The following is a 14,285-nucleotide window of genomic DNA, read 5'->3' on the forward strand; positions in this document are numbered from 1 at the left end:
AAATCTTTATGCTTACCAGAAGACATTTTATAAAACTGAACGGAATTGCAACCGCGGGACTGACCCTTGGTGTTACACCGTCATTGTTTGCCAGCAGTTTGCCTGCCTTTGAAAGTCAAAGACCAAAACTGGCCGATCGTAAATTTACCAGCAAAGCGGTTGAGGCTATTATACAAAAAGTTAAAAAGGATATTAAAGATCCTGAACTGGCCTGGCTGTTTGAAAATTGCTATCCTAATACGCTTGATACTACAGTAAACTATTCAGAAGCCGGCGGTAAACCCGACACTTTTGTAATTACGGGTGATATCAACGCTATGTGGATGCGCGATTCATCTGCACAGGTTTGGCCGTACCTGCCCCTCATAAAAACTGACCCGGCACTTAAAAAGCTGATCCAGGGGGTATTGAGCCGCCAGGCCAAATGTGTACAGATAGATCCGTATGCCAACGCCTTTAATCAGGGGCCAACAGGCAGCGAGTGGGATACCGACCGCACCGATATGAAACCCGAATTGCATGAACGCAAATGGGAGATAGACTCCTTGTGTTACCCAGTAAGGTTGGCGTACAACTACTGGAAAATTAGTGGCGATACCAGCTTTTTTGATGATAGCTGGCAAAAGGCAGGCAAGATCATTTTAAGCACCTTTAAGGAACAGCAGCGCAAAACGGATAAAGGGCCTTACCATTTTCAAAGGAAAACAGAGGTGGCCAGCGATACGGCACCTAACAAAGGATACGGTAACCCTGTTAAGCCAGTTGGATTGATCTGCTCCATATTCCGCCCGTCAGATGATGCGACTATTTATCCATTCCTGATACCGTCAAATTACTTTGCGGTTACCAGCCTTAATCAAATGGCCGAAATGTATGCCACTATTGGTAATGATACTACTACAGCTGCAGCCTGTAAGGCCCTTGCTGCCGAGGTTGATGCCGCTCTTAAAAAATACGCGGTGGCACAACACCCCGAGTATGGCAAAATATTAGCCTTTGAAGTTGATGGCTACGGCAACCAGCTTTTTATGGACGACTCAAACGTGCCGAGTTTACTGGCATTGCCTTATCTTGACTCATTACCGGTAACTGATGTATTGTATCAAAATACCCGCAAGTTTGTTTTAAGCGAAGCTAACCCATACTTTTTTAAAGGTAAAGTGGCCGAAGGTATTGGTGGCCCGCACGTAGGCATCGGTTATATATGGCCTATGGCTATTATTATGCGCGGGCTGACATCAAGCAATAAGGCCGAGATTACGGAGTGCCTTAGATTATTAAAAACCACACATGCCGGTACGGGTTTTATGCATGAGTCGTTTAATAAGGATAATGCTGCCGATTTTACACGTAAATGGTTTGCCTGGGCCAATACTTTATTTGGCGAACTGATCATAAAAACACATCAGCACTACCCTGATATATTGCAAAAAATCATTTAATAGGTTTTAATATATGAATAGTGTTAAAATATCTGTTTTCTTGGTTTAAAACATATAAAATATTATTTTCTATGTCTATTTATTGTATATTATAATTATTAATTAAATATAATATACAATATTTTAAGTCTTTGTGTTTTTAATATAATATATAGTAGCGTAAATATTATATTATCACTATAAAATGTGGAAAAAAAGCACTTTAAAGGCAGTATTTTTTTGCTTCAAAAATTTTTAATTAAAAAAAAACATTATAGATTAGCTTTAATTAAAACAATAAACCTTAATAATTTTAAAAGGAGTAATTAAATGAAAAAATTTACTGAAGTAAAAGAGCTCGTAGCATCTTTGGAAGCTGACGCCGACAAATTCTACAACAAAGGAAACAGCGCTGCCGGAACCCGTGTTCGTAAAGGTATGCAAGATCTTAAAAACCTGGCACAGGCTATCCGTTTGGAAGTCCAGGAGGCGAAAAATAAAGAAAGCTAAGGAAGATTTTTTGATAATCTTATTCCAATAAAAAACCCGGTTATTTTTTAACCGGGTTTTTTATTTAAGCTAATTTTTTAGTTTCCTGTATAATGGCGGCTGCTGTGCCGCTGCTTACTGGTACAAGGGGTAGCCGCACCGCATCGCCGCAAATACCTAAATGTTTTAACGCGCTTTTTACACCAGCCGGGTTGCCTTCAATAAACATGAGCCGTGTAAATTCAATTAAGCTGCTATGTACTTTTTGTGCAGCTTTAAAATCGTTTTTAAGCAACAGTTGCACCATAGTTGATAGCTGCTTTGGCAACGCGTTGCCAATAACTGATATTACACCAACAGCGCCCAATGCCATCATAGGCAGGGTAACCGGGTCATCGCCAGATATGAATAAAAAATCTTCAGGCTTATCTCGCATCAATTGGTTAAACAGGTCAAAATTACCTGACGCCTCTTTAATACCGATAATATTTTTAAAATCGCGAGCCAGGCGTACGGTTGTTTCGGCACTTATAGTGCTCCCGGTACGGCTGGGTACGTTATATAATATTACCGGAAGCGATGCTACCTGCGCAATAGCCTTATAGTGCTGGTAAATACCTTCCTGGGTAGGTTTGTTATAATGCGGGCTTGATGATAATATAGCATCGTAGCCATTGGTATCAAATTCCTTTATTTGTTCAACCACTTCGTGGGTATTGTTGCCGCCTATACCTGCAACTAAGTTTACCCGCTTATTTACAACCTCAGCGGTAAATGCCCATATTTGCTTTCGCTCCTGGGTATTCAATGTGGCGCTTTCGCCGGTTGTACCTAATGATACCAGGTATTGCACCCCGCCATCAATCAAATGCTCAATAAGGTTTCGTAAACCTTCGTAGTCAATTTGCCCATCCGCCTGAAAAGGGGTCACCATGGCTACCCCTGATCCGTAAAATTTATTCATGATTAAAATTAAAGGATGCTAATATAGTGAGTTCGTATCAAGTAGCCAGTATCAGGTATCAAGTATTTACCGAATTTGCATAAAATACTCAGGTTTATTACCATGGGTCAGCATTGAATATAAAATATCAAAATCCTGCTGGTAAATCATGATACCTGATACTAACTACTTGATACTAAATCAAAGACTTATCCCCAGCCTGAAGGCGGAGTTTACTTTGTTGCCACTATTGTACGATACGCCATACATGGCCCTGATATTAAGGTATTGCAACCCAAAGCCCAGTTCGGTATAGTTTTTAAGGGTAGGGGTGTACAGGTAGTTAACATCAACAATTTCCTGTAGCTTAAACTTACGGATGATGGGTATCTTATTAGTAATAAAACCCGAAAAATTATGTTCCAGATGAGCCTCAACATATTTATCAGGCGTACTAAAATTATAGTAATCTAACAGCAGGAAGCGATTGATGCCGGGGGTATAAGCTAAAATCTGGTTGCCATCAAAATGCTTAAAATCCGGGTAAAATAGTTTATTGGCATTCAGGAATTTACCTGCGCCTGCAAAAAAGGAGGTTTTGCCATAAAAACCCATATCGATATTTGATTTGGAGATGTCGGCACTTAGCAGGTCGTAGTCAACGTCTGACCCAAAGAGGCTTTTTATCCCTTTGGTATAATTTAAGCCGATAGTTGGATATTTTGATGGCAGGTACCGCCGGCCTGACGGGTAGGTTTCATATTTATCACTAAAATCATAACTGGTACGTAAATTTATTTTAAATGATTGATTTTCAGGAAACAAAGGAACATCCTGCGTAGGGATCAATGGATTATTGGAGGTAAATATCCTGTTTGCAGGGTCAAAAAAACTATAGTTTGACGAGTTGGGCAGCCACTTGCGGTTGGCCCACTCTGCAGATGCAGAAGCTTTCCATCCGCCGGTTATACGGCCAGATAGTGAGGCCGATACAAATTGCTTTTGATACAGCTTTTGATAGTTTTGCTTTTCAAACAAACTATACAGGGAGTTTAAGAGCGTGGATATCGGTTGCTGGTTATTAAGATCAGTGACATCAGACCCTCCGGTTAAGCTAAGCGTGAACCGCTTTAAAGGTATGGCTGCCCCAACTGTGCCATTAAGCAAGTGATTCGAAAATCCATAACGCACCTTGCCATTTAATATCAGGTACCTGTTATCAATAGTATCAACCAGTTTACTGTATGATGCGCCGTAGTTAATGGCAAAACCCTCAACTGTATTATATAATAGCGAACCAAGCAAACCATCATAATGATATGATTCCTTTTTATAACGGTTGCGGGTATTAACGCCGGTTAGCAAAACATCTAATGGCTTTACTTTATTGTTAGCTTTATCCAACGAATCGAGGTATAGCTTTGACTCATGCTTTTTGGCCAGTATATCTTTTTTTTGATAATCAGTTTTTTCCTCATCAGTTAACGGTATCGGTCGTTCCTGGTTCCAGAATGCCGAATCCTTGCTGACCCCTTTTTCAATACGTAAAACCTCGGCAAAATTTGTTTTTTCAAAGCTGGGGTTAAGGTCATAATTCTTATATATCGAAATATAATAACCGCCTACCTTAAAGCCAAATAAGCCACCTGTAAATTCAAACTTAATGGTAGCCGGCATCCAGGCCTTGTTGCTTACCGGGTAAAACTGCTGGTTTACTTTAAGGGTATCAACAAAATTAATATTTGCCTTTTTAGTAAGGTAAAGCTGTAATGCCGATAGCCGCCAGCTATCATCCAGTATATAAATGTAGCCCTCAAAGCAAGGATCATGCGCACGTTTAGGGCTTACTTTTATTTTATTAATGGTTTCGCCATTTTCAACAGATATCCCCATCCATTTATAGTTATAATAAAACAAGGCATTATCGGCTATTGGCGATACCAGCGGCCTGTTGCTCAGGCCTTCCCAGTTTTCAAAATTCTCGTAAAAATTAACGGCCATATCTGATGCCCGGTTAAAGCTGAATGCTTTATTACTCCCTGACACTTTAGAGGATACCTGTACTTCGTGCACCTTATTGGGACGTATAAAACTATATTTCGATTCAGATTCTGACAGGTAAACTATGCCCGTACGGTTGGAGTCGAGGCCGGCTTCGCTGGTAGCTTTCTGCACATCAAAAAGCAGAAATTTTTTAGGCGCGGCCAACAACTTTTGTAAACCCTTAATGTAAATATCGCAGGTGTAAGCATTAACTTCGTTTAAATAGGTTTTGCGTTTTTTAATGGCTTTACGAATAATGGCATAAGCAGGGTCCTCTCCGCCTGCATGTATAGATACAGCCTTTAATTGATAGGTTTCAGTTTTCAACGCGATATTAATCACCTGGTTGCCGGTAAGCTGTACCCGCTGGCTTTGCTGCCCGTAACCTAAAGCTTTATACTGTAATTCATAGCTGCCAGGGCTTATTTGCAGCTCATATGCACCCTCGCTATTTGCTGATACACCTTTGGTAGTGTTTTTTACATAAATGGATGCAAAAGGAATTGGCTTGTTGTTTTCGTCAGTTATTTTGCCACTGATACTAAGTTGTTGAGAAAATACGCGGATACCTGATACAAAAAGGAGAATAAACAAAAAGGTAGATTTCATTTAGCAGGTAGTTTATGCTAAGATGAAGCTTATTCACTAAATGTTACAAGGCCGGATTGTTAAATAATGTGAAATTAAATAATACCAGGCTTGTATTAAGTAAGCCTGAAGATAACTAACAGGAGGAGAGAATATATTAAACAGAAACAGGAGCAACCTTTTGATCAGGATGCTTTTTGCGGATTTTCAGCATTGCCGAGCGGAGGATGTGTTTTGTTTTTTAAATTCCAGTCATCAATATTAATTAACCCTGCTTTTGTTTTGTAGTGGGATTTATGTTGAGGGCACCGCACCACAAAAGTTCCTTTTAACTGTTCAATTACAGGTCTTGCGCCACATTCTTTGCAGGGTTCGCAAAAAATATTATCCTGTATAGCGATAAAACGTGCCATTGAATAAAAATTTGATAATCGGTCTGTTTAAAATAGAAGTATCACTAATTGGTATGTGATAAGTACGTAATGGTTAGTTACTTAGTTTTGCTTTTTATTTAAAAAATGAAAACATAGTTAAATGTACATATTTTTTACAAATCAATGGCTTTTTGTAAAATTTAATTAAATTAACTGGTCATGGCCAAAAGTTCATCATCACTAATGATAGGGATATTTAATTTCTGAGCTTTTTCAAGTTTGGCCGGCCCCATATTATCACCTGCAACAAGGTAATTAAGCTTTGCCGATATACTGCTTAGTATTTTACCTCCATTTTGTTCTATCAGATCTTTTAGCTCATCGCGCGAGAATTTCTCGAACACACCTGATATGATAAAACTTTGCCCTGCCAGTTTTTCGCTGGCCAGTTTCACTTCTTTTTCTTCGGCAACAAATTGCAGGCCCAAGGCTTTTAGTTTTTCAATTTCCTGCTGATGTTTTTCGTTGCTAAAATATTCAATCAGGCTTTGGGCTATGCGTTCGCCAACTTCTTCGGCAGCTATCAGTTCATCGTAAGTAGCAGCCATCAGTTTATCAACCGACTTAAAATACATGGCCAGTTTTTTAGCAACCGTTTCGCCTATATAGCGTATACCTAAACCAAACAGCACTTTTTCAAAGGGCATCTGTTTTGATTTTTCAATACCATCAAGCATGTTGTTGATGGATTTATCGCCAAAACGTTCCATTTGTTTCAGTTCTTCAGCATGGCTATGTAATTTATAAATATCGCTGATGTGCCTGATATATCCCCGGGAGTATAGGGTTTCAATAGTTTCATCGCCAAGGCCATCAATGTTCATGGCTTTCCGGCCAATAAAGTGCTGCATTTTACCCACTATTTGCGGAGGGCAGCCTTCATCATTGGGACAGTAAAAAGCTGCCTCGCCTTCTTTGCGTTCAAGAGGGGTATCACAAGCCGGGCAAGTAGTGCGATACACCACGGGTACGGCATTAGCCGCTCTTTTTTCAGGATTTACGCTGATGATCTTGGGGATGATCTCGCCGCCTTTTTCAACAAAAACGGTGTCGCCCTCATGCAGATCGAGCCTGATGATCTCATTGGCGTTGTGCAGGGTGGCGCGTTTTACCGTAGTACCGGCCAGTAATACCGGTTTTAAATTGGCAACAGGGGTAACCGCACCGGTGCGGCCAACCTGGTAACTTACACTGATCAGTTCGGTTTCAACCCGCTCGGCTTTGTACTTGTAGGATATGGCCCAACGCGGTGATTTGGCCGTAAAACCAAGTTCCTGCTGCTGCGAGTAATTATTTACTTTTATTACAATGCCATCAATGTCATAACTCAGATCAAATCTGTCCTTATCCCATTTGGCAATAAATTGTAATACCTCATCCATACTGCCGCACAGGCGGCTGTGGTCATTAACATGAAAGCCCCAGCTTTTAATGGCCTGCAAGCTTTCCCAATGAGTTTTAAATAAAGTTTTATCAGTATTTAAAGCATACAGGAAACAATCCAGCGGACGTTTGGCAACCTCGGCCGAGTCCTGCATTTTAACGGTGCCTGAGGCAAAGTTACGGGGGTTGGCATAAGCAACTTCACCATTCTCCAAACGTTCGTTATTAAGGCGCTCAAAGGCCTTGCGGTGCATAAAAACTTCGCCCCGTATCTCAAAATAGTCGGGGTAGCTGCCTTGGTGCAAGCGCTTGGGTATGGTATTTATAGTGCGTACATTGGTAGTTACCTCATCGCCCTGTACACCGTCGCCACGGGTAACGGCGCGCACCAGCTTGCCATCCTCATAAGTTAAGCTCATGGATAGGCCATCAAACTTAAGCTCACATACATACTCAAAACTATCGCCTATGGCCTTGCGGATGCGCTGATCAAAATCAAGCAGTTCCTGTTCATTATAGGTATTGCCCAATGACAACATTGGCCAACGGTGCCTCACAGTTACAAACTCCTTGGTAATATCTCCTCCCACTTTTTGTGTAGGCGAATCCGGGTCGGCAAACTCGGGGAATTCCTTTTCAAGCTTGTTCAGCTCTTCCAGTTTCTTGTCGAAATCAAAATCAGAAATGGTGGGCATAGCCAGCACATAATAATTGTAATTGTGCTGCTTTAATTCGGTAGTTAAGGCCTGTATTTGGTTTTTAGCTTCGGCTGGTGACATAGATGCGAAGTTAAGAATTACTTTATTTCATTCCTAAGTGATTAACATCATTAAGTTATTGGTTGTTAAGAAATGTGAACTGAAAATTCGGATTGCATAAGTGAGCAACAGGGTTTAACTATTGCTTAAAAATAAATCTTGAATTTCGTTTGGAGAAAAGTATGGTACATGCTATTTTTATCGAACTTAAACCAAATCAAATGAAAACAATCAGAATTTTGCTACTGGCAGCGCTGCTCATGCCTTTCATGGCGAATGCCCAAAAGCAGCAATCAAAAAAACACCTTCACACTGCAGGTTCATCAAAGCATCATGGAAACAGCAACGGCCTTGTAAGAGGGGTTAGTTTTGAGGATTTTAAGGCATCGGTATCCGATTTTGCTGACAGTACCAAAAAGCTCCTCGCAGTGGCGGCATGGAAACTTTGGAAGGAAGAAAAATGGAACGAACTGGAGCAATTCTTTACTACCAACAATCTGAACGGTGGCTGGCCCCCAAACCGTGGTGCGGTAAATTTAAAAATAGTTATCCTGAAAGTTGGATTAGAGGTTGATCGCTATGGCGGTTATTATGATGCCGACAGTGTGTTTCAGGACAAAGGAACATTTGTATCTTTAAAATCTGTACCTTTTCCGCAACGGGCATTGCCGGATAAGACGCTGAATTCGCCCTACAGGGTTTACAAAATTGTAAAACCTATTCCAAATGTAAGGGAAGGGAAAATAATTCCCTGGTTTGGTAAACCGGGTTTAGGTACCCAGGATGAATTACCCTACACGGTTAACGATCTGAAAAAAGAGGGTTACCTGGAGGAAGAAAAAATTAAATAACATTTATTAATGATCACAAAATATATAAAGGTAAAGTCATTAGTTTTTGATGGATCCGAATCGGAAATTTTAAACAGATCCATTATCCCAGATATAGGAATAAATATAGGGGGGACTATACAATTTAATGACTTTGCCAATAATAGTTTTGAGGATCTGCGTCATATTATTGGTAATGATGATTTTGAATCCATCGTAAAAACCGGCGGATTTACTTCAGATGGCGGATTTCTGGATTTGTACAAAGGCATTGATAACTTAAGATTGTACTTCTGCAAAAGAGGTGACGTGATAGTTGTTTTTGCTTATGGAGAATTTCAACCCACCCGTTACAAACTTTACCTTGAAGGCTTCTGGGTGAGTAGCCATTAACAAATTGACAAATAGCCGTGTATAAAAAAGTCCTTGCAGGTAGTCATGCAAGGACTTTTTTTATACAGCATATCAGATTTTATTTATCCGTAGTAACCGATTCATTTACCACACTCATAGGGAAAGTAATGCCGCCGGGTACTTTTGGGTTATCTTTTATTTCAACAGTACCGCTTATCGTCTGTTTGGTTTTTGACTCGCTGATCCAGCCGGTAGCTTTATCGGCTTTTATATCGGCTGTCATTGTTCCGCTCATGTTATATTTCATGGGCATCCCATTTACCTCTTTATAATTGTCATTCGCATTAGTTGCAATAGTGGCATCACCATGAATAGCATAGCTGGTAGGGGTAACATCTGTTAACTGGTAAACGGTGCTTATTTTGGCGGTCATAGCGCTTTCCAGCGTGGTATTTATAGTCCATTTTTCATTTTTTGATACCGGGACTTCAGGAAAAATAGCGGTCGACATTTCGATGTTCCCCTTAATGGCTTTTTCGCCAAACGACTGGATGAATTGATTTTTAATCTGTTCTTTTTGCGGCCCTTGTACCTGCGTAAAACCATCAAGCACCGATGAGATCATCTTCTCTACATTTTCAACCGACCTTACTTTACCGCTTTTGGTAAATGTAGCTGTAAAAGGTTTATTCACCAGACCCGACAGGATGGACGACATGATATCAGAAGGGTCTTTCTTTTGTGAATCGAAATTAACAGGGCCGGTGGGTAATTGCATTTTCATACCCAGGTTTTTATAATTAACCTCCATGTAATAAAGTGAGTCATCGGCATTAAGCACCTTGAACGATGTATTACCCGTAATGGTTAATTCAATATTGTTTAACTGACCGTTAATAGTTTGTTTTACAGCAGAGGAGGTAGTAGTAACCATATTGTAGGTATTGCCTTTGGTTAAGTGTAAGGCAAGCTTTAGTTTTTGACCCTGGCACGCAACGCTTACCATCAATAATAAAAAAAGATTAAAGAGATACTTCATAGCATAGTTATTGTGGGCTAAAGTTATTATAATATTTGGAGCAAAAAATGCTACAAAACATAACAATTAATTAAAACTAAATTCGTTAACTTTATAGTAATCAATGTTCTTGATATTTATTAATATTTTTTAACAAGGGAAAGGGGGTTTTATGTTACAGCAAATAGCATTTATACCACAACGCCAGTTTCATGTGTTGATCAATTTTAAGGATGATGAACGCATTGTAGCTATTTTACCCAACGAAGCAGGAAGGTTCCGCGTGGTTGATCAGGGTAAAATTATAGCAGAAGTTAATTTTAATGAAGAATGCGATTTTGTTTGCAGCCTGGGTAATCTGGACGATAACATAATGGCCCAGCTTGAATACCATATAAAAAATCGTTACGCTTAGTAAAAAAAAGAATTTGATAGTTCATGGATGGTGGCTTATGGTTCATAGTCCATGAGTTTTTATTGTTCATGGGCTATCTCTTTTTTTGATACCATGTAAAAGCCGGTATATAAATTATTTTTCAAAAACAATAAAATCAGCATTGGCTCCTAATTTTGCTAATGTTTCGATTATTTCATTAACCATGGGGTCGGGGCCGCAAACGTAAAAATGTTTGTTAAAATCAGTTATCTCAGTTTTTAAAAATTCGGCATCAATACGGCGATGATCATTATTGCCGCCTTGCTGTTGGGTAGTTGTAAAATGAGCATTGTCGCCCAGCATGGTTTTAAGCTCATCGGCAAGAATAATATCATCATCAGTTTTATTGGAGAAAAACAAAGCATTTCCTGATAGCTCGCCGTCCTTATGCAGTTGCCTTAATATGGCAATAAATGGGGTAATGCCTGCACCGCCTGCTATAAAATAACCTGGCCCTTTGTATTCAATAGCCCCCCAGGCTTCTCTTAAAATTAATTCATCACCAACTTTCAATTCGCCCAGGTGGTTGGTAACACCTTTGTGGTCGGTGTATATTTTAATAGTAAACTCCAGGTAATGGGCATCGGTAAGGCAGGTGAAAGTAAAGGGATTCTTCTCGTTCTCCCAGTCCGGTTGGTTGATTGATAGCTCCGTTGCCTGTCCGGGAGTGAATGTAAAACCATCGGGCTTTTCAATAATAAACTGTTTTACGTTGTGGGTAACGTTATTAATAGCAAGTATTCTAACGATGTGTTCCATGGATCGGGGAATTAATTGGCTTATATATGATAATGAATTAATACATATTTAGTTTTAGGTTATGATAAATATACGTACATGAAAAGCATTGAATATAAAAATAACTATGAATTTTGAAATGATTTTAGCCTTCTTATAATTACCTGATTATAGTAATTGGCCCTGATAGTTTCGGGCTCCCATTTTCAGGATTGATGACATAATAGTACGTGCCTCCGGGTACAGGCTTGCCCCCGGTTCTTCCGTCCCAGGGCTGCTGGTAACCAATGGATCGATAAACAATTGAACCATAACGATTATAAATATTTATGGTACAATGGGGGTAAGCCAATAATGCAACTATTTCCCAGGTGTCATTAATGCCATCCCCATTTGGTGTAAAAGTATTAGGAATAACAATCAATGATGTATATGATACAGAAACCATTATAGCGTTAGAGAGCACAGATGGGTTCGCTACGCACTTGCCACCCGAAATCATTGTACAGGTAACTACATCACCATTTAATAAAGTTTTGGTAGTAAAGTTGGGACTATTGGTGCCAGTGTTTTGTCCGTTCACCTGCCATTGAAAAATGGGATTATCTTGTAAATTAGCTGATGGAATTGCCTTAAATGTAATGGGAGTACCGATAGTTACAGCTCCATTTACTGATGAAGTAATGGTTACTGAAATTGTGGTATAAGGATATGATGTTAAACTCGCCGGGTTAGATACAGGTGAGCTTACCGGGATACATCCATCGTTGTTAGTAACCACACAGGTAATGATATCACCATCTTTTAAAGTGCTACTGATATAAGCCGCTGTATTATCTCCGCTATTTTGGCCGTTTAGCTTCCATTGATAAGTTGGGTTACTCCCGGCATTAAGCGGTATAGCAGTATAGGTTAAGGTTAAACCGTCGCAACTCCCATAGCCGTCGGGTGTTATATGTACTGAAGGTGTAACCAGGTCGGCAACAGTTAATACCTGGGATGCCGGGATAGCAGCATTAAACAAGGTATTTCCGTTTTGCGATACGGTAATAGTGGTTGTTCCCGGACTAATAATATGCACGTTACCAGTTGCTGAAACGGTAGCCACAGCAGGATTGCTGCTTAAATAAGTAAGCGGAATGGTAGAATTTGAACTCTGGGCGCCTGTAGGAAAATCAGCGCTGCAGGTGTTTTTAACAGGAATGGCCGGAAAACTGATCACCTGATCCTGAGTAATGGTAAAAGTTCTGGGAACCGGCGTAGCAGGCGAGTAGTTTTCATTGCCGCTTTGATAGGCTGTAACAATAGTTACTCCGGGGGCAATTACATGAATTTGTCCGTCTGCTCCCACATAAGCCACATCCGGATTACTGCTGGTATAAGTGATGGGGGTTTCTGTATTGGTACTTGTAGCACCAGGATGTAAAATATTATCAGGATCTATATGAACAACTACAGAAGGGGGAAAAGTAATAATTGATGGTTGTAAGGGTAAACTAAGTACCACTTGTATATTTACAGTAGTGCTACTGCTGCCACTAATATTATAGGCAGTTACGGTATAATTTGTTGGGGGCGATAAAACTGTTGGTGTGCCCGAAATAATGCCTGTTTTGGGATCGAATACAAGGCCTGCCGGTAATGATTTATCAATAGTATAACCAGATAACCCTATTTTTCTGAATGCCTGATTTTGGTTATCAGCAATATATAAGTATCCACCATCATCAATAGCAATTCCATAGGGATAAGAGAAACTGGCTGATGTACCAATACCATTAACAAACCCTATGTTACCACTACCGGCTAAAGTAGTGACCACTGCGGCTGGAGTTATTTTCCTGATACGCTGATTGTACATAGCGTCGGCCACATATAAATTGCCAACTGCGTCGATAACCACCCCTGTAGGAAAATGAAAAGCTGCACCTGTTCCGGTTCCGTCGGCATATCCGGTGGTACCGTTACCCGCAAATGTGGTGACCACCCCCGCCGGGGTTATCTTTCTTATTTTATTATTTCCGCCATCGCATATATATACATTTCCGGCTGCATCTACAGCTACGTCATTGGGTTGTGAAAATCTGGCATCACTACCCGTGCCATCTGCCGAACCATAAGAGCCGTTTCCGGCCAGCGTAGTAACTACACCCGCCGGGGTAATTTTCCGGATACTGCTGTTAAACTGATCGGCTACATAAATATTTCCGGCGGCATCTAATGTAATGCCGCACGGGTCATTAAATCTTGCAGTTGCTCCTGTTCCGTCTGCAAAACCAACGGTACCATTACCGGCTATTGTACTTACAACTCCAGCCGGAGTAATTTTCCTGATAGCCGCGTTATTATCATCGCACACATATATATTGCCTGCCTTGTCTACTGCCAGTGAAGTTGGATTTGCAAAACTTGCAGTGGCACCTGTACCATCAATAAACCCAATATTTCCGCTTCCGGCAAATGGTACTACTGTACCGGCCGGAGTAATTTTTCTGATGGTGTTATTATCATCAGTTACATAAATATTCCCTGAAGCATCAATTGCCGCATCGCGGGGCTGATTGAATGTAGCTGTTTGCACAGGTCCATTAGCTGAGCCCCCCGAACCGCCCTTGCCGGTCAGTGTACTTACCTGCCCGTAAATTGCCGCTGGTACGCTCCCCCCCGTATTAGTAGGTGCTAAAGAGGTTATTGGTGCATTAATAATATAACTATGCGGGGTTTTATATTTAATAACAGGTGCCTGGGCAAATAAATTTCCGGTAAAAAAGTTTATAGAAATAAGTATCAACGCTGTAATGCGTGGGGTAGAAAACAGCGAATGCATTATCGTTTTGATCAGAAATATGA

General features: G+C 40.4%; 12 protein-coding genes. 5 read left to right on the top strand and 7 right to left on the bottom strand.

The window, feature by feature from the left end; translation table 11 throughout:
• The first annotated feature begins 8 nt into the window (after positions 1-8).
• Positions 9-1,442: a glycoside hydrolase family 125 protein gene (locus M2273_RS05905; RefSeq protein WP_429394205.1), complete on the top strand. Its 1,434-nt coding sequence runs from the start codon at positions 9-11 to the stop codon at positions 1,440-1,442.
• Positions 1,443-1,751: 309 nt separating this feature from the next.
• The gene (locus M2273_RS05910) at positions 1,752-1,931 is read left to right on the top strand and encodes a histone H1 (RefSeq protein WP_090652322.1); all 180 of its coding nucleotides are present in this window, start codon (positions 1,752-1,754) and stop codon (positions 1,929-1,931) included.
• Between the two features lie 64 nt (positions 1,932-1,995).
• Here the strand turns inward: M2273_RS05910 and dapA are convergent, their stop codons facing one another.
• From dapA to ligA, 4 genes are all read right to left on the bottom strand, one after another.
• Positions 1,996-2,874: a 4-hydroxy-tetrahydrodipicolinate synthase gene (dapA, locus tag M2273_RS05915; protein ID WP_429394208.1), complete on the bottom strand. Its 879-nt coding sequence runs from the start codon at positions 2,872-2,874 to the stop codon at positions 1,996-1,998.
• Between the two features lie 180 nt (positions 2,875-3,054).
• A complete protein-coding gene (locus M2273_RS05920; RefSeq protein ID WP_429394211.1) occupies positions 3,055-5,505 on the bottom strand; it encodes a DUF5686 and carboxypeptidase regulatory-like domain-containing protein in 2,451 nt (816 codons plus the stop codon).
• A 164-nt stretch (positions 5,506-5,669) separates the two neighbouring features.
• Complete coding sequence (locus M2273_RS05925; RefSeq protein WP_429394214.1) at positions 5,670-5,897, bottom strand: hypothetical protein; 228 nt, start codon at positions 5,895-5,897, stop codon at positions 5,670-5,672.
• Between the two features lie 170 nt (positions 5,898-6,067).
• Positions 6,068-8,080, bottom strand: a complete 2,013-nt coding sequence (ligA, locus tag M2273_RS05930; RefSeq protein WP_429394217.1) for an NAD-dependent DNA ligase LigA — start codon at positions 8,078-8,080, stop codon at positions 6,068-6,070.
• Positions 8,081-8,280: 200 nt separating this feature from the next.
• On the opposite strand from ligA, the gene M2273_RS05935 reads away from it, so the two are divergent.
• The gene (locus tag M2273_RS05935) at positions 8,281-8,910 is read left to right on the top strand and encodes a TNT domain-containing protein (RefSeq protein WP_429394219.1); all 630 of its coding nucleotides are present in this window, start codon (positions 8,281-8,283) and stop codon (positions 8,908-8,910) included.
• Between the two features lie 9 nt (positions 8,911-8,919).
• A complete protein-coding gene (locus M2273_RS05940; RefSeq protein WP_429394222.1) occupies positions 8,920-9,282 on the top strand; it encodes a hypothetical protein in 363 nt (120 codons plus the stop codon).
• Positions 9,283-9,361: 79 nt separating this feature from the next.
• Here M2273_RS05940 and M2273_RS05945 read toward each other — a convergent pair whose 3' ends face one another.
• The gene (locus M2273_RS05945) at positions 9,362-10,282 is read right to left on the bottom strand and encodes a DUF6263 family protein (protein ID WP_429394224.1); all 921 of its coding nucleotides are present in this window, start codon (positions 10,280-10,282) and stop codon (positions 9,362-9,364) included.
• A gap of 151 nt (positions 10,283-10,433) precedes the next feature.
• On the opposite strand from M2273_RS05945, the gene M2273_RS05950 reads away from it, so the two are divergent.
• Positions 10,434-10,676 (top strand): hypothetical protein, encoded by a 243-nt coding sequence (locus tag M2273_RS05950; RefSeq protein WP_429394227.1) that lies wholly within the window; start codon positions 10,434-10,436, stop codon positions 10,674-10,676.
• A gap of 114 nt (positions 10,677-10,790) precedes the next feature.
• On the opposite strand, the gene M2273_RS05955 is transcribed toward M2273_RS05950, so the two are convergent.
• Positions 10,791-11,456 (bottom strand): FAD-binding oxidoreductase, encoded by a 666-nt coding sequence (locus tag M2273_RS05955; protein WP_429394228.1) that lies wholly within the window; start codon positions 11,454-11,456, stop codon positions 10,791-10,793.
• A 139-nt stretch (positions 11,457-11,595) separates the two neighbouring features.
• A complete protein-coding gene (locus tag M2273_RS05960) occupies positions 11,596-14,262 on the bottom strand; it encodes a gliding motility-associated C-terminal domain-containing protein (RefSeq protein WP_429394231.1) in 2,667 nt (888 codons plus the stop codon).
• Positions 14,263-14,285 lie beyond the last annotated feature (23 nt).

The organism is Mucilaginibacter lappiensis (assembly GCF_050433765.1).
Classification (GTDB): domain Bacteria; phylum Bacteroidota; class Bacteroidia; order Sphingobacteriales; family Sphingobacteriaceae; genus Mucilaginibacter; species Mucilaginibacter lappiensis_A.